Annotated in this window: 16 protein-coding genes; 10 read left to right on the top strand and 6 right to left on the bottom strand. The window is 66.7% G+C overall.

Going from position 1 to position 21,984, the window contains the following annotated elements; all coding sequences use genetic code 11:
• Window positions 1–182: 182 nt before the first annotated feature.
• Both purL and GJG85_RS10095 read left to right on the top strand, forming a co-directional pair.
• The gene (gene purL, locus GJG85_RS10100; RefSeq protein ID WP_204383287.1) at window positions 183–4,247 is read left to right on the top strand and encodes a phosphoribosylformylglycinamidine synthase; all 4,065 of its coding nucleotides are present in this window, start codon (window positions 183–185) and stop codon (window positions 4,245–4,247) included.
• Between the two features lie 5 nt (window positions 4,248–4,252).
• The gene (locus tag GJG85_RS10095; protein ID WP_050013335.1) at window positions 4,253–4,801 is read left to right on the top strand and encodes an N-acetyltransferase; all 549 of its coding nucleotides are present in this window, start codon (window positions 4,253–4,255) and stop codon (window positions 4,799–4,801) included.
• A gap of 170 nt (window positions 4,802–4,971) precedes the next feature.
• Here GJG85_RS10095 and GJG85_RS10090 read toward each other — a convergent pair whose 3' ends face one another.
• From GJG85_RS10090 to GJG85_RS10070, 5 genes are all read right to left on the bottom strand, one after another.
• Window positions 4,972–5,754: a peptidylprolyl isomerase gene (locus GJG85_RS10090; protein ID WP_050013274.1), complete on the bottom strand. Its 783-nt coding sequence runs from the start codon at window positions 5,752–5,754 to the stop codon at window positions 4,972–4,974.
• Between the two features lie 18 nt (window positions 5,755–5,772).
• Entirely contained in the window at window positions 5,773–6,081 is a 309-nt protein-coding gene (locus tag GJG85_RS10085; RefSeq protein WP_050013273.1) for a BolA family protein, read from the bottom strand.
• A 1-nt stretch (window position 6,082) separates the two neighbouring features.
• Entirely contained in the window at window positions 6,083–6,613 is a 531-nt protein-coding gene (locus GJG85_RS10080) for a septation protein A (protein ID WP_050013272.1), read from the bottom strand.
• A gap of 129 nt (window positions 6,614–6,742) precedes the next feature.
• The gene (gene msrB / locus GJG85_RS10075; RefSeq protein WP_050013271.1) at window positions 6,743–7,174 is read right to left on the bottom strand and encodes a peptide-methionine (R)-S-oxide reductase MsrB; all 432 of its coding nucleotides are present in this window, start codon (window positions 7,172–7,174) and stop codon (window positions 6,743–6,745) included.
• Between the two features lie 44 nt (window positions 7,175–7,218).
• Window positions 7,219–8,787 (bottom strand): YdiU family protein, encoded by a 1,569-nt coding sequence (locus GJG85_RS10070; RefSeq protein ID WP_204383286.1) that lies wholly within the window; start codon window positions 8,785–8,787, stop codon window positions 7,219–7,221.
• Window positions 8,788–8,964: 177 nt separating this feature from the next.
• Here GJG85_RS10070 and GJG85_RS10065 point away from each other — a divergent pair, with 177 nt between their 5' ends.
• The 5 genes from GJG85_RS10065 to GJG85_RS10045 all read left to right on the top strand — a co-directional run bounded on the left by GJG85_RS10065 (window position 8,965) and on the right by GJG85_RS10045 (window position 16,455).
• On the top strand, window positions 8,965–10,608 hold the full coding sequence (locus GJG85_RS10065; protein WP_050013269.1) for a 3-(methylthio)propionyl-CoA ligase: 1,644 nt from the start codon (window positions 8,965–8,967) through the stop codon (window positions 10,606–10,608).
• A gap of 201 nt (window positions 10,609–10,809) precedes the next feature.
• Window positions 10,810–12,894 (top strand): 3-hydroxyacyl-CoA dehydrogenase NAD-binding domain-containing protein, encoded by a 2,085-nt coding sequence (locus tag GJG85_RS10060; protein WP_124630780.1) that lies wholly within the window; start codon window positions 10,810–10,812, stop codon window positions 12,892–12,894.
• A gap of 44 nt (window positions 12,895–12,938) precedes the next feature.
• Entirely contained in the window at window positions 12,939–13,571 is a 633-nt protein-coding gene (gene pncA / locus GJG85_RS10055; protein WP_050013267.1) for a bifunctional nicotinamidase/pyrazinamidase, read from the top strand.
• A 39-nt stretch (window positions 13,572–13,610) separates the two neighbouring features.
• A complete protein-coding gene (locus tag GJG85_RS10050) occupies window positions 13,611–14,789 on the top strand; it encodes an acetyl-CoA C-acyltransferase (protein ID WP_050013266.1) in 1,179 nt (392 codons plus the stop codon).
• A gap of 265 nt (window positions 14,790–15,054) precedes the next feature.
• Window positions 15,055–16,455, top strand: a complete 1,401-nt coding sequence (locus tag GJG85_RS10045) for a sensor domain-containing diguanylate cyclase (RefSeq protein WP_050013265.1) — start codon at window positions 15,055–15,057, stop codon at window positions 16,453–16,455.
• 70 nt (window positions 16,456–16,525) lie between these two features.
• On the opposite strand, the gene GJG85_RS10040 is transcribed toward GJG85_RS10045, so the two are convergent.
• Complete coding sequence (locus GJG85_RS10040) at window positions 16,526–18,667, bottom strand: hypothetical protein (protein ID WP_050013264.1); 2,142 nt, start codon at window positions 18,665–18,667, stop codon at window positions 16,526–16,528.
• Window positions 18,668–19,089: 422 nt separating this feature from the next.
• Between GJG85_RS10040 and GJG85_RS10035 the strand changes: the two genes are divergently transcribed.
• From GJG85_RS10035 to GJG85_RS10025, 3 genes are all read left to right on the top strand, one after another.
• The gene (locus GJG85_RS10035) at window positions 19,090–19,482 is read left to right on the top strand and encodes a hypothetical protein (protein ID WP_143328881.1); all 393 of its coding nucleotides are present in this window, start codon (window positions 19,090–19,092) and stop codon (window positions 19,480–19,482) included.
• A gap of 58 nt (window positions 19,483–19,540) precedes the next feature.
• Entirely contained in the window at window positions 19,541–21,019 is a 1,479-nt protein-coding gene (locus tag GJG85_RS10030) for a sensor domain-containing diguanylate cyclase (RefSeq protein WP_050013263.1), read from the top strand.
• A 654-nt stretch (window positions 21,020–21,673) separates the two neighbouring features.
• A complete protein-coding gene (locus tag GJG85_RS10025; protein ID WP_143328879.1) occupies window positions 21,674–21,967 on the top strand; it encodes a hypothetical protein in 294 nt (97 codons plus the stop codon).
• The last annotated feature ends 17 nt before the right edge of the window (window positions 21,968–21,984 follow it).

Here is a 21,984-nt window from a genome sequence, read left to right as displayed (position 1 = left end):
GCGCCCGGGCCGATAGAGGCCGATCCGGCGGACAGCCGCGCGTGCCGCCCGCACCAGCACCGTGGCGGTGCAGCCGGACTACCGATTGGCCGGTCTTGGGCGGCCGACTTCCGGGTATAATTACGGCCTTCCTTTCGCCCCACGTCGCCACCCCGCGCGACTCATCGACGTCAGTCCAGCCCATGGCTCACTTCTCGTGTTTTCCCGGCGCTTCGGCCCTCTCCGATTTCCGTCAAACCCGTCTGCTCGACACGCTCAGGCAAATCGACGCCAACATCGTCGCGGTGCGCGGCCAGTTCCTGCACTTCGTCAATGCGGCCGAGCCGCTGTCGGCCGACGACAGCGCGCGCATCGATGCGCTGATGCACTACGGCGCGCCGTTCCAGCCGGCGGGCGAGAAGGGCGCGACCGAGACCTTCATCGTGCTGCCGCGCTTCGGCACGGTTTCGCCGTGGGCGAGCAAGGCGACCGACATCGCGCAGCACTGCGGCCTCACGCAGGTGCGCCGCATCGAGCGCGGCGTCGAATTCACGGTCACGCTGAAGTCGGGCCTGCTCGGCGGCAAGAAGGCGCTGTCAGACGACGCGCGCGCGGCCGTCGCGGCCGCGCTGCATGACCGGATGACCGAAAGCGTGGTCGCGGCGCGCGACGATGCGAAACACCTGTTCGACGAACTGCCGGCCAAGCCGCTGTCGACCGTCGACGTATTGGGCGTCGGCCGCGGCGCGCTGGAGCGCGCGAACGTCGAGCTGGGCCTCGCGCTCGCCGACGACGAGATCGACTATCTGGTCGACGCGTTCCGCAAGCTCGAACGCAACCCGACCGACGTCGAACTGATGATGTTCGCGCAGGCCAACAGCGAACACTGCCGCCACAAGATCTTCAACGCGCAGTGGACGATCGACGGCGAAGCGCAGGACATGTCGCTGTTCGCGATGATCCGCAACACCGAGAAGCTGAGCCCGCAGGGCACGATCGTCGCGTATTCGGACAACTCGTCGATCATGGTCGGCGCCGAAGCCGAGCGCTGGTTCCCGCGCAAGGCCGGTGCGGCCGGCGAGCCGGGCGAGCGCTACGGCCGCCACACCGAACTCACGCACACGCTGATGAAGGTCGAGACGCACAACCATCCGACGGCGATCTCGCCGTTCCCGGGGGCGGCGACCGGCGCGGGCGGCGAGATCCGCGACGAAGGCGCGACGGGCCGCGGCGCGCGTCCGAAGGCCGGCCTCACGGGCTTCACCGTGTCGAACCTCGACCTGCCCGATGCGCGCCAGCCGTGGGAAAACGCGCGCGACGCCGCGCAGCCGGTCGCCGAGCGCAATCCGAACGAAGTGCACGGCCCGTACGGCCGTCCGGACCGCATCGCGTCGCCGCTGCAGATCATGATCGATGGCCCGCTGGGCGGCGCCGCGTTCAACAACGAATTCGGCCGCCCGAACCTCGGCGGCTACTTCCGCGTGTACGAGCAGAACGTCGGCGGCACGGTGCACGGCTATCACAAGCCGATCATGATCGCGGGCGGCCTCGGCAACATCGCGGATCAGCACACGCACAAGCACGACGTGCCGGCCGGCTCGCTGCTGATCCAGATCGGCGGCCCCGGCATGCGGATCGGCATGGGCGGCGGCGCCGCGAGCTCGATGGCGACCGGCGCGAACACCGCCGAACTCGACTTCGACTCGGTGCAGCGCGGCAACCCGGAAATCGAGCGTCGCGCGCAGGAAGTGATCAACGGCTGCTGGCAACTCGGCGCGGAAAACCCGATCCTGAGCATCCACGACGTCGGCGCGGGCGGTCTGTCGAACGCGTTCCCCGAAATCGTCGACGGCGCGGGCAAGGGCGCGCGCTTCGAACTGCGCAAGGTCGCGCTCGAGGAATCGGGCCTGTCGCCGCGCGAAATCTGGTCGAACGAAGCGCAGGAGCGCTACGTGCTGGCGATCGCGCCGGCCGACCTGCCGCGCTTCGAGGCGATCTGCGCGCGCGAGCGCTGCCCGTTCGCGGTAGTCGGTGTCGCGACCGACGAACGCGAGCTGAAGCTCGTCGACGACGAAGCGACGGGCGCGGACGAATACCCGGTCGACATGCCGATGGAAGTGCTGCTCGGCAAGCCGCCGCGCATGCACCGCGACGTCGCGCGTGTGACGACCGAGCGTGCGCCGGTCGACGTGACGGGCATCGCGCTGTCGGCCGTCGCGCTCGACGTGCTGAAGCACCCGACGGTCGGCAGCAAGTCGTTCCTGATCACGATCGGCGACCGTTCGGTCGGCGGTACGTCGGTGCGCGACCAGATGGTCGGCCCGTGGCAGGTGCCGGTGGCCGACTGCGCGATCACCGCGCTCGACTATGCCGGTTTCAAGGGCGAGGCGATGACGATGGCCGAGCGCACGCCGCTCGCGGTGATCGACGCGCCGGCGTCGGGTCGCATGGCCGTCGGCGAAGCGATCACGAACATCGCGAGCGCGCCGATCGCGTCGCTCGACAAGCTGAAGCTGTCGGCGAACTGGATGGCCGCGTGCGGCACGGCCGGCGAGGACGCCGCGCTGTTCGACACGGTCAAGGCGATCGGCATGGAGCTGTGCCCGGCGCTCGGGATCGGCATCCCGGTCGGCAAGGACTCGCTGTCGATGAAGACGAAGTGGGATGAGCAGGGCGTCGCGAAGGAAGTCGTGTCGCCGGTGTCGTTGATCATCTCGGCGTTCGCGCCGGTCGAGGACGTGCGCCGTCATCTCACGCCGCAACTGCGCCGCGTGGCCGACGCGGGCGACACGGTGCTGATCGCGATCGATCTCGGCCGCGGCAAGAACCGCATGGGCGGCAGCATCTTCGCGCAGGTCACGCAGCAGGTCGGCGACACGACGCCGGACGTCGACGACGCGGAAGACCTGAAGCGCTTCTTCAACGCGATCCAGTCGCTCAATGCGCAAGACAAGCTGCTCGCGTACCACGACCGCTCGGACGGCGGCCTGTGGGCGACGGTATGCGAAATGGCGTTCGCGGGCCATGCGGGCGTGTCGCTGAACGTCGACATGCTGACGCTCGACCCGAACCACGAATCCGACTACGGCGACGCGAAGGACTGGGCGAAGCAGACGAGCGGCCTGCGCGACGACCGCACGCTGCGCGCGCTGTTCTCCGAAGAGCTCGGCGCCGTCGTGCAGGTGCGCGCGTCCGACCGCGACGCGGTGCTCGGCGCGCTGCGCGAGTTCGGCTTGTCGACGTGCTCGCACGTGATCGGCTCGGTCAACGATCGCGACGTGATCGAGGTGTACCGCGACGCGAAGAAGATCTTCGACGCGCCGCGCGCCGAACTGCATCGCGCATGGAGCGAAGTGAGCTGGCGCATCGCGCGCCTGCGCGACAACCCGGCCTGCGCGGATGCCGAATACGACGCGCTGCTCGACGCGGCCGACCCGGGCATCTCGCCGGTGCTGACGTTCGACCCGGCCGACGACATCGCCGCGCCGTTCATCGCGACGGGCGCACGGCCGCGCGTCGCGATCCTGCGCGAGCAGGGCGTGAACTCGCATCTGGAAACGGCTTACGCGTTCGACCGCGCCGGCTTCGATGCACACGACGTGCACATGAGCGACCTGCTCGCGGGCCGCGCGTCGCTGGCCGATTTCGCGGGCGCGGTCGCATGCGGCGGTTTCTCGTACGGCGACGTGCTGGGCGCGGGAGAGGGCTGGGCGAAGACGATCCGCTTCAACGCGAATCTCGCCGACATGTTCTCGGCGTTCTTCGCGCGTCCCGATACGTTCGCACTCGGTATCTGCAACGGCTGCCAGATGCTGTCGAGCATCGCGTCGATGATCCCCGGGGCGGAAGCGTGGCCGAAGTTCACGCGCAACAAGTCCGAGCAGTTCGAGGCGCGCTTCTCGTTCGTCGAAGTGGAGAAGTCGCCGTCGATCTTCTTCGCGGGGATGGAAGGCTCGCGGATTCCGGTCGCGGTCGCGCACGGCGAAGGCTATGCGGACTTCTCGCAGCAGGGCGACATCGATCGCGTCGCGGTCGCGATGCGTTACGTCGACCACCGCGGCGAAGCGACCGAGCGCTATCCGTTCAACCCGAACGGGTCGCCGGCCGGCATCACGTCGGTGACGACGGCCGACGGCCGCTTCTCGGTGCTGATGCCGCACATGGAGCGCGTGCATCGCACGGTCACGATGAGCTGGCACCCGGAAGGCTGGGGTGAAGCGAGCCCGTGGCTGCGTGTGTTCCGCAACGCGCGCCGCTGGATCGGCTGATCGGGATGATGTTCGACCCCAACGCATCGGTCGAGGTCGTCACGCTGCGTGACGCGCGGGCGAGCGAGGCCGACGCGATTGGCCGCGTGATCCGCGCGGCGTTCGCGGGCGAGCCGCAAGGCGGGGCGTTCGAGCAGCGCATCGTCGACACGCTGCGTGCGGACGGTGCGCTGAGCGTATCGCTCGTCGCGGAGTGCGACGGACGTATCGTCGGGCACGTCGCGTTCTCGCCGGTCGCGATCGGCGGCGAGCCGGCCGGCAGCCAGCAGTGGTACGGGCTCGCGCCGCTCGCGGTGCGGCCCGATTGCCAGCGGCAGAGCATCGGCGCCGGGCTCGTGCGCACGGGGCTCGACGCGTTGCGTCGGCTCGGCGCGCGCGGCTGCGTGGTGCTCGGCGAGCCCGCGTATTACACGCGTTTCGGGTTCGAACCGCACGGCGACATCGTGTTTCCGGGCGTGCCGGCCGAGTATTTTCTCGCGCTGTCGTTCGATGAATCCGCAACGCTGCCGTCAGGCGACGTGCGTTATCACGACGTGTTCCATCCCGCCGCGTAGCGCATGCCGCGGGCGGGCGACACCTGGCGTGGAAAAGCCGCTCTCCGGAGCGGTTTTTTATTGCACGGCGCGCCGCGCACCATCGCGTCGCGGTATATCTGTTTCGTGCGCGCCAAAAGAAAAAGCCGCTCCGAAGAGCGGCTTGTCGATGCGCGTACGACGCGCCGGCGTTACTGGATCTTCGCCTGCTGGCGCAGACCTTCCTCGAACGCCTGCAGCTTCTGCTGCACGAGCTGCTGCGCGATCTGCGCCTTCACCTGGTCGAACGGCGGCGGCGCGATGTCGCGGATGTCGTCGACGCGGATGATGTGCCAGCCGAACTGCGTCTTCACCGGCGCGTCGGTCATCTGGCCTTTCTGCAGCTTCTGCGCGGCCGCCGCGAATTCCGGCACGTACGCCTTCGGGTCGGACCAGTCGAGATCGCCGCCGTTCTTGCCCGAACCCGGATCCTTCGAGTATTGCTTCGCGAGATCCTCGAACTTCGCGCCGCCCTTGATCTTCGCGATCAGGTCCTTCGCCTGCTGCTCGCTCTCGACGAGGATGTGGTGCAGGTGGTACTCGCGGTTGCCGCCCACGCCCTTGACGAGTTCGTCGTAGCGCGCCTTCACTTCGGCGTCGGTCGGCTGGTTCTTCTTCAGGAAGCTCTCGATCATCGAGCGCAGCACGACGGTCTGCTGCGCGACGGCGACTTGCGCCTTCACGTCCGGACGGTTCGGGATGCCTTCGCGAATCGCTTCCTGCATCAGGATTTCGCGGTTCACGAGTTCCTGGCGCACGGCCTGCTGCAGTTGCGGACCGTCGGTCTGGCCTTGCTGGACGAGCTGCGCGACCATCGCGTCGGCGCGCGATTTCGGAATCGGCGTGCCGTTGACGACGGCGATGTTCTGGGCAAATGCCGGTGCCGCTGCAAAAGCAGCCGCCGCGACCCACAGGCGGGGGGATTTCAGGATCATCGGGAATTCCTAATGAGACTAGATTGAAGATTCGTTGAATTCTTCGGGCGTGTAAGCCACGATCGCGAGCGCGTGAATGCCGCGCTGCATCGCATCAGCGAGCGCATCATACACCAGCCGGTGCCGCGCGACGCGCGGCTTGCCCGCGAACGCGGACGAGACGATCGTGACCGTGAAATGGCCGCCGGCGGCCGCGCCCGCATGGCCCGCGTGCTGCGCGCTGTCGTCGCGCACGGTGAGCGACAGCGGCGCGAGCGACGCGGTGAGGCGCGCTTCGATCAGCGCGATGCGTTCGTCGGCGGAGGCGTGGAGAAAGGCGTCGCTCATGTCACTCGTCCTTCAGGTATTTCGTGAGCCACAGGCTCTGCAGGATGATGAACACGACCATCGCGCCCGTCGTACCGAACAGCTTGAAGTTCACCCATTGCGATTCGGTGAAGTTGTGCACCACGTACAGGTTCGCGACGCCGAGCACCGCGAAGAACAGCGCCCAGGCGGCGTTCAGCTTGTCCCACACGGGGTGCGGCAGCGTGAGCTGCTTGCCCATCATCTTCTCGATCAGGTTCTTGCTGAACGCATAACGCGCGGCGAGCAACCCGATCGCAAACAGCCAGTACAGCACAGTCGGTTTCCATTGAATGAATTTCTCGTCATGCAGGACGAGGGTGGCGCCGCCGAACACGACGATCACGCCGAGGCTGACCCACAGCATCGTGTCGACCTTCCGGTGCCGGAAGGCGACCCAGGCGACCTGGGCCAGCGTCGCGACGATCGCGACGGCGGTGGCGGTAAAGATGCCCCAGACCTTGAAGGCGACAAAAAACAGGATGATCGGAAACAGATCGAACAGGAATTTCATGGCGCTCGCAGCTGCGTGACAGGCCGCATGTGCGGCCTGTCACCGTTGTAGGGACCCGCCAGGCATCGCCGTCGCGGAGCAGGGCGGCCGGCCCGCGGCTGGCCGCCCGGCAGATCCGCCCGGCGCCGCTCATTCGTTTTCGGGTCGGGACTCGAAGTTTAACGCAGCCGAATTGATGCAGTACCGCAAACCGGTCTGGTCGCGCGGGCCGTCCTCGAACACGTGGCCCAGATGCGCGCCGCAGTGGTTGCAGCGCACCTCGACGCGCACCATCCCGTGCGAGTAGTCGACCTTCTCGTCGATCACCTCGCCGTTGAGCGGCTTGAAGTAGCTGGGCCAGCCGCAGCCCGAATGGAACTTGGCGCCGGATTCGAACAGCGGCGTGCTGCAGACGACGCACTTGTAGATGCCGGCATCCTCGGTGTCGGTGTATTCGCCGGTGAACGCGCGCTCGGTCGCCGCGTGCTGCGTGACCTCGTACTGCATCGGCGTGAGCCGGCGGCGCAGCTCGGCGTCGTCCTTCTGGTACGGGAAGGTCTTGTCGTCGGAATCGTGGGACATGGGGGTTCTCCTGATCGGTCGGTCGAGATGCGCGGGTTGCGGGCTCAGGACGAGCAGCTCACTTCGAGCGTGCCGGCCCAGTCGGGCGGCAACGCCGCGTACGCTTCATGCTCCGGTTGTTCGTCGAACGGGCGACGCAGGATCCGCGCGAGCCGCTCGACTTCCGAAAAATCCTTTTCCTTCGCGCGCCGGATCGCAACTTCGGCCAGATGGTTGCGAAGCACGTATTTGGGGTTCGCGCGGTTCATTGCAACCGCGCGAGCCGCGTCGTCGCGCGTTTCCTCGGACAGCCGCGCGCGGTAGAGGTTCGCCCATGCGTCGAATGCTTCACGGTCGATGAAGAGGTCGCGCACGGGCGCGTCGCGGCTCGCGTCGTGCTTCGAGATCTGCGCGAGCCGGCGGAACGTCAGCGTGAAATCCGCGTGGCTCGCATGCATCGTCTCGAGCAGCTTGTTCGCGAGCTCGGCGTCGCCGTCGCGTTCGAGTTCGAGGCCGAGCTTCGCGCGCATCGCGCGTTCGAGCGCGGGGCCGAAGCGCTCCGGAAACTTCGCGAGCACGGCCTGGGCGTCGTCCACCGCGCGCTCGGCGCGCGCGTCGTCGTCGGCGATGCCGTGCTGCAGCCCGATCAGCGGCAGCAGCGCCTGCGCGAGGCAATAGCAGTTCCAGTGCGCGATGCGCGGCTGCATCCGGTACGCATAGCGGCCGTTGGTGTCCGAGTGGTTGCAGATGTAGTTCGCGTCGAATGCATCGACGAAGCCGAACGGACCGTAGTCGATCGTCACGCCGAGGATCGACATGTTGTCGGTGTTCATCACGCCGTGGCAGAAGCCGACCGCCTGCCATTGCGCGACGAGGTCGGCCGTGCGCAGCGTCGCGGCCTCGAGCAGCGCGAGGTACGGATCGTCCGCGTCGCGGCAGGCCGGATAGAAGCGGTCGATCACGTGATCGGCCAGCTGGCGCAGCAGGTCGGGGCGATCGTTCGAGAAGAAGTGCTCGAAGTGGCCGAAGCGCACGAAGCTTTCCGACACGCGCGTGACGACGGCCGCCGTCTCGATCTCCTCGCGCACCACCGGCTGGTCGGAGCCGATCACCGTCAGCGCGCGCGTGGTCGGGATGCCGAGGTGATGCATCGCTTCCGAGCACAGGAATTCGCGGATCGACGAGCGCAGCACCGCGCGGCCGTCGCCCATCCGCGAATACGGCGTGCGGCCGCCGCCCTTGAGCTGCAGTTCGTAGCGCCGGCCGTCGGCGCCGGGCAACTCGCCGATCGTCAGCGCGCGGCCGTCGCCGAGCTGGCCGGCCCACACGCCGAACTGATGGCCGGAATAGACCGACGCGTACGGCATCGCGTGCGCAGGCCAGTCGCGCGTCGGGTTGCCGGCGAACAGCTCGGCGAAGCCGGGCTGCGCGGCGATTGCGGGCGGCAGGTCGAGCAGCTGCGCGACTTCGTCGGAAAAGCCGACGACGTACGGCGCGGCCAGCGGCGCGGCCGGCAGCCGCGTATGAAACGCGTCGCCGAGCGTGACGAACGCGCGTTCGGCGGGCGCGCCGAGCGTCGCGGCGAGGTCGGGGAGAGTGTCAGCCGCATCGGCTGCGCTTCGGGAAAACGACATGTTGAGCGCCTCTGGGTAAGCCGATATTGTAAGGCGGCGTCGCGCCGCCCGCATGGCGGCCCGCGCATCGTGCGCCACGCCCGTCCGGGCCGCTGACGGGCGCGCATGCGGGCTGCTTCCGGATGGAAACGGCCGCCAGGCGGGTCACCGATTCGCATCCTCACGGAGAACAAGACGATGGGTAAGCCGTTGCTGGGCCAGATGATGGATGTGCCGCTGCTGGTGTCGTCGCTGATCGCGCATGCCGCGCGGCATGCGGGCGACACGGAAATCGTGTCGAAGCGCGTCGAAGGCGACCTGCATCGCTACACGTATCGCGATTGCGAACGCCGCGCGAAGCAACTGGCGCAGGCGCTCGCGCGGCTCGGCGTCGCAACCGGCGACCGCGTGGGCACGCTGGCGTGGAACGGCTACCGGCATCTGGAAGCGTATTACGGGATCGGCGGGATGGGCGCCGTGTGCCATACGATCAACCCGCGCCTGTTTCCCGAACAGATCGCGTACATCGTCAATCACGCGGAAGACCGCTACGTCTTCTTCGACATCAATTTCGCGCCGCTCGTCGATGCGATCGCGCCGCAATGCCCGCACGTGAAGGGCTGGATCGCGATGACGGACGCCGCGCACCTGCCGTCCGGCGCGACGCCGTTCCTCTGCTACGAAACGCTCGTCGAAGCCGAGGACGGCCGCTACGACTGGCCGCGCCTCGACGAGCAGCAGGCATCGGGGCTCTGCTACACGTCGGGCACGACCGGCAACCCGAAGGGCGTGCTGTATTCGCATCGCTCGACCGTGCTGCATGCATACGGCGCCGCGCTGCCCGACGCGATGAACCTGTCCGCGATGGACGCCGTGCTGCCCGTCGTGCCGATGTTCCACGTCAACGCATGGGGGCTGCCGTACGCGGTGCCGCTCACCGGCGGCAAGCTGGTGCTGCCCGGCAAGGATCTCGACGGGAAATCGCTGTACGAGCTGATGGAGGCCGAGCGCGTGACGTTTTCCGCAGGCGTGCCGACCGTGTGGCTCGGCCTGCTGAACTACATGCGCGAGGCCGGCGTGCGTTTCTCGACGCTGAACCGCACGGTGATCGGCGGCTCCGCGTGCCCGCCCGCGATGCTGCGCACGTTCGAGGACGAATACGGCGTGCGCGTGATCCATGCATGGGGAATGACCGAACTGTCGCCGCTCGGCACGCTCGCGAAGCTCAACTGGGCGCAGTCGCAGCGGCCGCTCGACGCGCAGCGCCGGCTGCTCGAGAAGCAGGGGCGCGTGATCTGCGGCGTCGACATGCGGATCGTCGGCGACGACGGCCGCGAGCTGCCGTGGGACGGCGTCGCGTTCGGCGAACTGCAGGTGCGCGGGCCGTGGGTGATCGACCACTACTTTCGCGGCGATGCGTCGCCGCTGGCGGACGGCTGGTTCCCGACCGGCGACGTCGCGACGATCGACCCCGACGGCTTCCTGCAGATTACCGACCGCAGCAAGGACGTGATCAAGTCGGGCGGCGAGTGGATCAGCTCGATCGACATCGAGAACGTCGCGATCGCGCATCCCGGGGTGGCCGAAGCCGCGTGCATCGCGTGCGCGCACCCGAAATGGACCGAGCGGCCGCTGCTCGTCGTGGTGCCGCGCGAAGGCGCGAACCTGAGCCGCGACGCGCTGCTCGCGTTCTACGAGGGCAAGGTCGCGAAATGGTGGATTCCCGACGACGTCGTGTTCGTCGAATCGCTGCCGCACACCGCGACCGGCAAGCTGCAGAAGCTGAAGCTGCGCGAGACGTTCCGCGATTACGTGTTGCCGACGGCGGTGTGCGCGCCGTAAGCCTTCGCGTCCGGGCCGCCGCCGGCCCGCGATTCGGTCCCGATGCGATCCCCCGATCCGTCCCCGGATCGGGAGCGAAATTCAAATTGAACGACCGTGCTTTTTCGTTGTATGCTGCCTGCGTTCATTCGGACATGCGGCCGTTCGACCGCGCACAATGAAGCGCAGCCAATCCGGCGCGCGATGCATGGAGGCAGGCAGATGGCAGTGGATTACTCGACTCGCGACGGCGTGGCCGTCATCACGCTCAACAATCCGCCCGTCAACGGGCTCGGCCTGTCGACCCGCCAGGGCGTCATGGACGCGCTCGATCGCGCCGCGCAGGAGCCGTCGGTCACGGCCATCGTGCTGACCGGCGCGGGTCGCGCGTTCTCGGGTGGCGCCGACATCACCGAATTCAATACGCCGAAGGCGCTGCAGGAGCCGACGCTGCACACCGTGATCCGCGCGGTGGAGGCAAGCGCGAAGCCGGTCGTCGCGGCGCTGCACAGCGTCGTGATGGGCGGCGGGCTGGAGCTTGCGCTCGGCGCGCACTACCGCATCGCCGCGCCCGGCGCGCAGGTCGCACTGCCCGAAGTGAAGCTCGGGCTGCTGCCGGGCGCGGGCGGCACGCAACGCCTGCCGCGCGCGGTCGGCCTCGAAACCGCGCTGAACATGATCGTGTCGGGCGCGCCGGTGCCGTCGGAGCAACTCGCGACGAGCGGGCTGTTCGACGAAATGGCCGACGGCGACTTGCTCGACGCGGCCGTCGCGTTCGCGCGCAAGGTCGGCGCGCAGAACGGCCCGCATCCGCGCGTCCGCGATCGCAAGATCGTCCACGAGAACGCGGCGGGCTTCATCCAGTTCGCGCGCAATTCCGCGCGGGCCGCCGCGCCGAATTTCCCCGCGCCGCACAAGTGCATCGACGCGATCGAGGCCGGCGTGCTGAACGGCTTCGACAAAGGCAGCATCGCCGAGCGCGAGGGTTTCGTCGCGCTGATGATGACGCCGGAAAGCCGCGCGCTGCGCCATGCGTTCTTCGGCGAACGGGCGGCGAGCAAGATTCCCGACGTGCCGGCCGATACGCCGCTGCGCGAGATCCGCCGGGTCGGCGTGATCGGCGCGGGCACGATGGGCGGCGGGATCGCGATGAACTTCATCAACGCGGGGCTGCCGGTCACGCTGCTCGAGACGAAGCAGGATGCGCTCGAGCGCGGCCTCGCGACGATCCGCAAGAACTACGACGCGCAGGTGAAGAAGGGCAAGCTCACGCAGGAGAAGCTCGACGCACGCATCGCGCTGATCACGCCGACGCTGTCCTACGACGACCTGAAGGACGCCGACCTGATCGTCGAAGCGGTGTTCGAGGAACTCGGCGTGAAGGAGCAGGTGTTCAAGAAGCTCGACGAAGTCGCGAAGCCGGGCGCGATCCTCGCGTCGAACACGTCGACGCTCGACGTCGACAAGATCGCGGCGTTCACGAAGCGCCCGCAGGACGTCGTCGGCATGCACTTCTTCAGCCCGGCGAACGTGATGAAGCTGCTCGAGGTCGTGCGCGGCGCGCAGACCGCGAAGGATGTGCTCGCGACCGTGATGGCGGTGGCGAAGAAGATCCGCAAGACGGCGGTCGTGTCGGGCGTGTGCGACGGCTTCATCGGCAACCGGATGATCGAGCAGTACATCCGCCAGGCGCTGTTCATGCTCGAGGAAGGCGCGCTGCCCGCGCAGGTCGATCGCGCGATCGAGAAGTTCGGCTTCGCGATGGGGCCGTTCCGGATGAGCGACCTCGCCGGCAACGACATCGGCTGGGCGATCCGCAAGCGCCGTTACGTCGAGCAGCCCGATCTGCACTATTCGAAGATCGCCGACCGCCTGTGCGAACAGGGCCGCTTCGGCCAGAAGACGGGCGCCGGCTGGTACGACTACGTGCCGGGCGACCGCAAGGCGAAGCCGTCGTCGCTCGTCGACGAGATGATCGTCGCGTACTCGAAGGAGCGCGGCGTCGAGCGGCGCAAGATCGGCGACGACGAGATCGTCGAGCGGCTGGTGTTCGCGCTCGTCAACGAAGGCGCGAAGATCCTCGAAGAGAAGATCGCGTCGAAGGCGTCCGATATCGACATGGTCTACCTGACCGGGTATGGCTTCCCGCTGTGGCGCGGCGGCCCGATGCTGTACGCGGACATGGTCGGCCTCTACAACGTCGAGCGCGCGATTCGCCGCTATGCGGCCGCGCCGAACGGTGACGCATGGCAGCTCGCGCCGTCGATCGCGGAACGGGCGAAGGCCGGCCGCGGGTTCAACGGCTGACGCCGCCGCATCGCGGCGCGACCGATCCTGTCTGGAGACACGCAATGAAACGCACCGACGACGTCCTGCTCGTGATCGACGTGCAATACGACTTCATGCCGGGCGGCGCGCTCGCGGTGCCCGACGGCGATGCGGTCGTGCCCGTGATCAACGCGCTCGCGCAACGCTTCGACCAGGTCGTGCTCACGCAGGACTGGCACCCGCGCGAGCACGTGTCGTTCGCGGCGAACCATCCGGGCCGCGAGCCGTTCTCGACGCTCGCGCTGCCGTACGGCGAGCAGGTGCTGTGGCCCGTGCACTGCGTGCAGGACACCGACGGCGCGGCGCTGCATCGCGACCTCGACATCCCGCATGCGCGGCTCGTGATCCGCAAGGGGGGCGACGCGCAGGTCGACAGCTATTCCGCGTTCGTCGAAGCCGACCGCACGACGCGCACGGGGCTCGCGGGCTATCTGCGCGAACTCGGCGCGAAGCGCGTGTGGTGCTGCGGGCTCGCGACCGACTATTGCGTCGCGTGGTCGGCGCTCGATGCGCGCGCGGCCGGTTTCGAAGCCGCGGTGATCAACGATGCGTGCCGCGCGATCGACCTGAACGGGTCGCTCGCGCACGCATGGCAGCAGATGCAGGCAGCGGGCGTCGTGCATGCGACGTCCGCCAGCGCGCGCCCGGCGGCGTAGCGCAGACCCCAACATGAAGCAGGACCGAAGGAGACTCGCATGACCGAAGCCGTAATCGTATCGACCGCCCGCACGCCGCTCGCGAAATCCTGGCGCGGCGCCTTCAACATGACGCACGGCGCGACGCTCGGCGGCCACGTGGTCGCGGCCGCGCTCGAGCGCGCGAAGCTCGATCCGGCGCGCGTCGAGGACGTGATCATGGGCTGCGCGAACCCCGAAGGCGCGACCGGCGCGAACATCGCGCGGCAGATCGCGCTGCGCGCCGGGTTGCCGGTGAGCGTGCCGGGGATGACGGTGAACCGTTTCTGTTCGTCCGGGCTGCAGACCATCGCGCTGGCCGCGCAGCGGATCATCGCGGGCGAAGGCGAGATCTACGTGGCCGGCGGCGTCGAGTCGATCTCGTGCGTGCAGAACGAGATGAACCGGCACATGGTCCAGGAAGGCTGGCTCGTCCAGCACAAGCCCGAGATCTACTGGAACATGCTGCAGACCGCCGAGAACGTCGCGAAGCGCTACGGGATCTCGAAGGAGCGCCAGGACGCGTACGGCGTGCAGTCGCAACTGCGGGCCGCGGCCGCGCAGGAAGCCGGGCGTTTTCGCGACGAGATCGTGCCGATCACCGTGCTCGCGGGCATCGCCGACAAGGCGACGGGCCGCCTGTTCACGCAGGAAGTGACGGTCTCGGTCGACGAAGGCATCCGCCCCGACACGACGCTCGAAGGCGTGTCGAAGATCCGTTCGGCCGTGCCGGGCGGCGTGATCACCGCGGGCAATGCGAGCCAGTTCTCGGATGGCGCGTCGGCATGCGTCGTGATGAGCGCCAAGGCCGCGCAGCGCGAAGGGCTGCAGCCGCTGGGCGCGTTCCGCGGCTTCGCGGTGGCTGGCTGCGAGCCGGACGAAATGGGCATCGGCCCGGTGTTCGCTGTGCCCAAGCTGCTGAAGCAGGCCGGGCTGACAGTCGACGACATCGGCCTGTGGGAACTGAACGAGGCGTTCGCGGTGCAGGTGCTGTACTGCCGCGACACGCTCGGGATTCCTGAGGACCGCCTGAACGTGAACGGCGGCGCGATCGCGGTCGGCCATCCGTACGGCGTGTCGGGCGCGCGCCTGACCGGCCATGCGCTGATCGAGGGCAAGCGGCGCGGCGTGAAGTACGTGGTCGTCACGATGTGCATCGGCGGCGGGCAGGGCGCGGCCGGCCTGTTTGAAATCCTCTGATCTTTGACCGGCGGCGGCCGCGGTCGCGCTTCGGCGCCACCGCACCCCGCCGCAGCGAATCGGCGCGACCGATGCGCCATTCGCAATGATGGAGAAACAAAAGGCATGCACCCGGCAATGCCGTTTCCCCTGACTTGTCAAACGAATTACCCCTCCTATACTTGCTCTGACATTTGCCTTTCGGCATGATGGGCCAGATCGCGCGTGGGGGCGCGATCCGTCCCGGGAAGATTCCAGCCAACGCAGCAGACCGACCGGGGACCGAATGAGTACGACCTATGCAGCCGGGGAACCGCCGCGCGTCGTCAGCGCGGCCGCCAGGCTCTACGCGAAATGCCTGCTGGTCGGATTCGCGTTGTTGCCGGCCTATCTGATTGCCTATCTGTGGTTCTTCAGCGACCGGAGCGTCGTGTTCGAGAACCACGCCTTCCATGAAATCGCGATCGCGGCGGCGACGATCGAAGGCGCGTTCGTCACCTACGTGACGTGGGTGTGTTACCGGTCGTCCGGCGAGCCGCTGCTGCGCTGGCTGACGCTCGGCTTTCTCGGCTTCGCGATGATCTACGCGCTGCACGGCGCGTTCACCGGGATGGCGCACCACAATATCTGGCTGTTCCTGCTGTACGGGCCCGCGTCGCGGTTCGTGATGTCGGCGCTGCTGCTCACGGGGCTGCTGTCGTATTCGCGGCCGCCCGACCGGCTCGACAAGCGCACGAGCGTGCGCACGTGGCTGCCGTGGATCGTGTTCTTCCTGCTCGTCAACGTGGCCGTCGCGTACATCGCGTATTCGCCGGTCGCGGGCGCGCTCGGCACGCGGCTGTCGATGGAAGGCGGCGCGCTGGTGTTCTCGCTGCTGAACGTGTGCCTGCTGCTCGCACGACGGATCCGCTCGCCGCTGATGGTGATCTACGGCGTGTCGATCATGGCGTTCGCGCTGTCGTCGCTCGCGTTCATCCTCGGCAAGCCGTGGAATCACATGTGGTGGCTCGCGCACGCGATCTTCGCGGGCGGGTTCTTCCTGCTGAGCTACGGTGTCGTGCAGGCGCTGCAGACGACGCGCTCGTTCTCGGCGATCTACAGCCAGGAAGACCTGATGAGCCGGCTGTCGGAATCGATGGCGCGCACCGAAAGCGCGCTGCAGGAGCTGCGGCGTACGAACCAGAAGCTCGAGTACATGGCCGCGACCGACCCGATGACGGGCGCGTCGAACCGCCGGCAGTTCATCGCGCAGGTCGAGCGCGAAATCGTGCGGGCCGAGCGCGACGGCACGCCGTTCTGCCTGCTCGCGCTCGATCTCGACAATTTCAAGAACATCAACGATGCCTACGGGCACCAGATCGGCGACGAGGTGCTGCGCGGCGTCGTGCGCCAGTGCCTCGAGGCGATCCGGCCGGCGGGCGCGCTCGCACGGGTCGGCGGCGAGGAATTCATGGCGCTCTTGCCCGAGATGCCGCTCGAAGGCGCGCGGATGACGGCCGAGCGCGTACGTTCGTCGATCGCGAGTGCGCCGTTCGGGCTGGACTTCAAGCGCGTGCAGGTGACGGTCAGCGTCGGCGTCGCGCAATACGGCGTCGACGGCGGCACGGTCGATGCGCTGCTGCGGGCGGTCGACGAGCGGCTTTATCAGGCGAAGCGGGAAGGGCGCAACCGCGTGGTGTCGCGATGATCCGCATGGCACCGACACCCCGGCGGCGGGCGCGCCGCCGGGGCTTTTGCAGGCCGGTGCCGGCCGCGCGCTAGCGCGACGCCACCGCCGTCGCCTGCTTCGGCTGCCCGTCCTGCATCGGCTGGGAGGCTTGCCACCAGTACTTGCCCGCGCGCTGCTGCGGATCGCGGATCGCGAGATACGTCGTACTCCAGAGCTGCGCCGCGTTGGCTTCGGTCGCATCGGCGCTGCGCGTGCCGAATGCGTCGGTCTGGTACTTGCCGTTCACGTAGGACCACGTCCACATTTCCGACGTGCGCATGTCGCGTCCGTTCGAGATTACCTGCCAGATCGTCTGCCGCGCCTGCGTGAGCAGCGTGCGGGTCGCGGCCGACAGGTCCTGGCGCGCCAGCTGGCGATCGAGCCCGGCCACCCACATCGCCTGCTGCCACGACCAGATCACCGTGCCGTGATACGCGGAACTCGTGAACTTCGGCCACAGCGACGGGTTCGCATACGCGGGGTTCGCGATCAGCATCCCGGCATCGGTCACGAGGCCGGTCGGGAACGGCCGCGTGACGTCGGTCACGATCCGCTGGAGCTGATCGTCCGGCGGCGCGCCGAACAGCAGCGCGAAGCCGCCGTCCGAATTCATCACCGGGATCGGGTTGCCCTGCTGGTCGAGCGAGAGCGCATAGAAGGCCAGCGGCGCATTGGGCGCGGCGCCGGCCGGCACCCCGGCGGACGGCGCATAGGCCGACACGTCGGTGGCCGCCTGCGCGGCCGGCACGCTGACCTGGAACAGCGGCGGCGCCTGCGTTTCCCACGTGGCCGCTTCGTTCGCCGTGTTGGCGAGCGTCGCGCGTTGCCCGGCGTCGAGGTACGGATCGAGCAGGCCGCGGGCGAGGAACGCGTTCGCCGCGCGCAGCGCGGCCGGTACGAGCACTGCGTTCACGTCGTACGGGTACACGCCGCCGCCGAGGCCGTCGGTACTGTCGCGCCAGTTGCCGACGATTTCGCCGGGCCGCAGGTGAATCAGGTTCGCGACCGACGGCTGCTGCGCGAACGGCTGCGCGGTCGTCGCGACGTGCAGCAGATTGACGACGAGGCGGCTGCCGTTGGTTTGCCCGTCGCTGCCGCGCTGCGCCAGATACGCGGCCGCACGCGCCTGGCCGCGCGTATCGTCGATCAGCCACGCGGCCGCGATCGGCGCGAGCAGGTAGTCGCTGTCGATCATCTTGTAGTCGTAGGTCGGTGTCGCGTCGTTCGGCCGCCCGTTCTTCTGGTTGTCGATCAGCGCGAATTCGCCGATGCCTTCCTCGTGCGCGACCTTGCCGTCGGCCGACAGGCGGCTCAGCACCGACGACAGCCCGGCCTCGATCGCCGCGGGTTCGAGCACGGGCATCAGCATGCGGACCGAGATCAGCGTGTCGCGGCCGAAGTACGTGTCGTACTGCCACGAGCCCGCCAGCAGCTTGTCGTTGAAGCTCAGGAATTCGAGCACGTTCTGGCTGACCGGGTCGGGATTCACGGACGGAGCGAACAGGTCCGCGTGCGTGATCGGCGACAGCGGCGTCTCGCCCGACAGCGCATCGATGTGCAGCTTCAGCGTGCGCGAGCCCGCCGGCGCGTTCAGCACGAGCTTGCCGCCCGCTGCCGGCGCGATGCTGCCGCCGTCGCGCAGCGTGATGCGCAGCGCATAGCCGGGCGCGCCGTCGAGCCGGTCGCGTTGCCATTGCGCGGTGCCGCCCTGGACCGTCGGCGCGGTGAGGATCTGCTGCGGAATCGTCGCGCCGCCGTTGAAGTCGCGCAGGAAGCGCACGTTGCTGAGCACGCCCTGGCGGATCGTCAGCGTAGCGGTGTCGACCGACACGTCGGCGCCGATGCCGTACAGCGGGCGGCCGTGTGCGTCCGGGGCCGACAGCGCGGACGGCGGCGTGTCGAGGGTCCAGTTCACCGGCTGCGCGGTGTCGTCGAACCACAGCCCGGTGCCGCTGTTGCCGGCGGGGAAGACCACGAGCAGGCGCGGCTTCGTCGACGAGCGTACCAGCAGGTGCGCGGCGACCTTGTCCTGCCGGTAGAACGCGTTGATCTGGCCGCCGGTATCCATGCGGAACGACAACGCGGCGGTATTCGACGGCGGGGTGGTCGACTGGACGTCGTCGTCATTGCAGGCCGACAGCAGGCCGGCGCAGACGAGCCCGAGACACAGCGACTTCGCAAGGCGATGCATGTTGATGTCCCTCCTGATGACTGGCGATTTTTTATCTGGATATCTAATTGGTGGATCTTGGGTCCGTTTGGTGCTGCTTTGCATTCATTCTTGGCGAATGACTGGAATGAATGGAGGTATTGCGTTTCTTCGAAAGGAAAATGGGTTGAAAAACAACCGGGTGGTCGATAAATGCCGACAGCTGAAAACGACAGGGGCGCACGTCGATGCCCGGCGGGAAGGCCGATGCGAAGGACCTTCGCGCAGGTGAGTGGCGAATCCGGAGCGGCGAGGAAAACGATACGTAGGCCGTCGTAGGCGATTCTAAATTTGCGGGAAAGTCGAAGTCAATAATGTTTTTGTTTTCCAATATTGAATTGAAAATCGGTCGCAATTATTACCCGTCGCGCCGGTAAAATGTGCGATTCAATGGGATCGGATTAATGCATTCCGGATATCGGTTGAAAACCGGTCGGCAATACGCTGTCGCGCCGGCGATTGATGCCGAACAGGAAACGAATCGCCGGATTGTGTCGGTCGGTGTCGTGACAGGCCGACATGCGCGGCAAACGCGCGCGAAGGCCGCCTGGCAATCCGCGTTCCTGCGTATGCCCGCACGACGACGCGACGTCGCCATCGGCGCTTCGCCGGCTGAAGCAGTTCGACGAAGACGGCGCGAAGCTCGAGCGGCTCGTTCGCGGCCGATGACGCGCGCCGAACGTGTGTATCGGAGGCAGAAGCCCGCTACGAGCGGGCAATTTTTCGCGCTGGATATTTATAATCGCCCGCGGCTGAGCCTTTCCGTTCGCGCCGGGCGCGAATATCGGCCCAACTGATTTAGTATGAGCAATCTGCGCTCGACGCGAGGGGCGCGCATTCGCGGTGAGGAGACCCATGCATCCCCGTAAGACTGCCCCTTACATCATCGTGGCGATTGCTTCCGTGATCGCATGCGCGCTCATGGCGCTATGCGTGCTGCAACTCTTGCAGAGCCGTGACGATGCGATGGAGCGGGCAAGGGAAACGTCCCGCAACCTCGGACTGATCGCCGAACGCGACATCGAACGCAATATCGAGTTGTACGACCTGTCTTTGCAGGCGGTCATCCATGGGTTGCAGCGCCGCGATGTGATGGATGCTTCGCCGGGCCTGCGCCGGTCGGTGCTGTTCGATCACGCGATGACCGCGGAATTTCTCGGTTCGATGCTCGTGATGGATGCAGGCGGCAATATCGTTCTGGATTCGGGCTATGACGAGCCGCGCAAGGGTAATTTCTCCGATCGCCGATACTTCACGGTCCACCGCGACAATCCGAACGTCGGACTCTATATCAGTGACCCGTTCGTCTCCCGTTTGCGTGGGGGAAAGCTCAGTATCGCGCTCACGCGGCGGATTTCGAACCCCGATGGATCGTTTGGCGGCATCGTCGTTATCGCGGTCAATCTCGATTATTTCCATCAGCTCTTCGCCGGGCTTTCGCTTGGCAAGCATGGCTCGATTTCGCTCATCGGCGAAGACGGCAAGATGGTGATGCGTCAGCCGTACGATGTGCATACCATCGGCCGCGACATCAGCAAAGCCGCGACGTTCCGGCGGTTTCAGACCGCGCGAGAGGGCGCCTTCTCCGAAACGTCATCGATCGACGGCGTGCGCCGCCTGTACTACTTCAAGCATTTGCCGAAACTGCCGCTGATCATCATGGTGGCGGAGGCCGAGGAGGACATTTACGCCGCATGGCGGCAACGTGCGATCAAGATCGGCGGATTGGTCGCGACGTTCGGGGTGGCGTTCATCGCACTGTCCCTTCTGCTCGGTTCGCAGCTACGGCGCCGTATGCGGGCGGAATCGGAACTCGTGCTGCTCGCCCGGACGGACGGTCTCACCGGCCTGAGCAATCGCCGCAGCTTTGGCGAGGTACTGGACCAGGAGTGGCGTCGCGCGCGACGTGCGCATTCCGTTTTCTCGCTGCTGTTCGTGGATGTGGATCGGTTCAAGGCTTACAACGACACGTACGGTCATCAGGCCGGGGACGATGCGTTGGCGGCGGTCGCGCGGTGCATCGGCGACAATATTCGTCGGCCGGCCGATACGGCGGCGCGTTATGGCGGAGAGGAGTTCGTCGTGCTGCTTCCCGACACGCCACAAACCGGCGCGGCGCAGATTGCCGAGCGGATCCGCGCGGCAATCGATGCGTTGGCCCTCGAGCACGCCGGCAGCGAATACGGGCGTGTGACGGCGAGCATCGGCCTGGCGTGCTGGATGCCGGATCAGGAAGGGCAGCCGGATGCCGTGATCAAGGCGGCGGATGAGGCACTGTATTACGCGAAGGCGACCGGGCGGAACAAGGTTGCCGCGCTGCAGCCGGCGGAGTGATGGAGATGGTTGCATTGCGCCGTTCGTCAGACTCATGTCGGCAGTGACCAAAGCTGACGGACCCACGTCAAGACACAGTCCATTGCCGTCAGTAAGTTTGGTAGGCTTGTCGCCTGCCTTCGCTTGTCGGCGTCTTGACGCCGGTAAATGATACGGCGAGAAAGCGGGTATCTTCCGTGAAGATTTCAAAGATGCCCGCTTTTTCCAACCGGACGAGATCCCGAGCGAACGAAAGCGACCGGCGAACGGGCGTAATGTGCACGACTGCCAAGGGTCCCCGGCCAAGCGCCGAACCAACACGAACAGGAGCGAACGAAGTGATCAGACATATCGTCATGTGGAAGTTGGATGCGAAAAAATATAGTCAAGCTATTGATAAATAACGATTTTATATTTTTTCGTGTTGAGTGATACCCCTTTCGGTACCCCCAATTTTCGTTGCTGTAAGATGTCGCCATGAGACCTGGCACGATTCAAGCGGTGCGACTGAAATTGCTTGAAAATTCGAAAAATGTCACCATGATGGTGAACTAGAGTAACGTTTGCATGGCAAAATGCGATCTCCCGCGGTACCAAGCCCACTTTGGGCAGGGGAATTTCTGGTACCTGAACGAAGACGAAAACCGAAGTCATGAAGGGTACGCCTGGAAGACCATGCGGAAGCTCGATTGGGGCGAGCCTGAGCTCGTTGCCATGATCTTGGCGCTCGATATGAACGTCCACTGGGAGAAGGAGGTGCCCAATTGCGAGGTGCTTCACCCGGAAGGAGGACCACACTTCATGACTGCTGACCAGTACTGCATCATTTGGCACGATTCCGAGCGCCAGTGGTATCGAGACGTTCGTGCGGGATGTGTGACGTTATCGCTTAAGCTGACACTATTTACTGACGATGATGGCAATGAAGCTGCTGGCCTTGTCACCTTACACTTCTCGGGGTCGAAATGACATTCGGTAGAACACGA

The organism is Burkholderia sp. MS389, from assembly GCF_016899425.1.
Lineage (GTDB): Bacteria > Pseudomonadota > Gammaproteobacteria > Burkholderiales > Burkholderiaceae > Burkholderia > Burkholderia sola.
This window is presented reverse-complemented; position numbering and strand designations above follow the sequence as displayed.

Coding starts and splice junctions, on each gene's coding strand:
- purL (WP_204383287.1), top strand. CDS start 183: ATGGCTCACTTCTCGTGTTTTCCCGGCGCTTCGGCCCTCTCCGATTTC.
- GJG85_RS10095 (WP_050013335.1), top strand. CDS start 4,253: ATGATGTTCGACCCCAACGCATCGGTCGAGGTCGTCACGCTGCGTGAC.
- GJG85_RS10090 (WP_050013274.1), bottom strand. CDS start 5,754: ATGATCCTGAAATCCCCCCGCCTGTGGGTCGCGGCGGCTGCTTTTGCA.
- GJG85_RS10085 (WP_050013273.1), bottom strand. CDS start 6,081: ATGAGCGACGCCTTTCTCCACGCCTCCGCCGACGAACGCATCGCGCTG.
- GJG85_RS10080 (WP_050013272.1), bottom strand. CDS start 6,613: ATGAAATTCCTGTTCGATCTGTTTCCGATCATCCTGTTTTTTGTCGCC.
- msrB (WP_050013271.1), bottom strand. CDS start 7,174: ATGTCCCACGATTCCGACGACAAGACCTTCCCGTACCAGAAGGACGAC.
- GJG85_RS10070 (WP_204383286.1), bottom strand. CDS start 8,787: ATGTCGTTTTCCCGAAGCGCAGCCGATGCGGCTGACACTCTCCCCGAC.
- GJG85_RS10065 (WP_050013269.1), top strand. CDS start 8,965: ATGGGTAAGCCGTTGCTGGGCCAGATGATGGATGTGCCGCTGCTGGTG.
- GJG85_RS10060 (WP_124630780.1), top strand. CDS start 10,810: ATGGCAGTGGATTACTCGACTCGCGACGGCGTGGCCGTCATCACGCTC.
- pncA (WP_050013267.1), top strand. CDS start 12,939: ATGAAACGCACCGACGACGTCCTGCTCGTGATCGACGTGCAATACGAC.
- GJG85_RS10050 (WP_050013266.1), top strand. CDS start 13,611: ATGACCGAAGCCGTAATCGTATCGACCGCCCGCACGCCGCTCGCGAAA.
- GJG85_RS10045 (WP_050013265.1), top strand. CDS start 15,055: ATGAGTACGACCTATGCAGCCGGGGAACCGCCGCGCGTCGTCAGCGCG.
- GJG85_RS10040 (WP_050013264.1), bottom strand. CDS start 18,667: ATGCATCGCCTTGCGAAGTCGCTGTGTCTCGGGCTCGTCTGCGCCGGC.
- GJG85_RS10035 (WP_143328881.1), top strand. CDS start 19,090: ATGCATTCCGGATATCGGTTGAAAACCGGTCGGCAATACGCTGTCGCG.
- GJG85_RS10030 (WP_050013263.1), top strand. CDS start 19,541: ATGCATCCCCGTAAGACTGCCCCTTACATCATCGTGGCGATTGCTTCC.
- GJG85_RS10025 (WP_143328879.1), top strand. CDS start 21,674: ATGCGGAAGCTCGATTGGGGCGAGCCTGAGCTCGTTGCCATGATCTTG.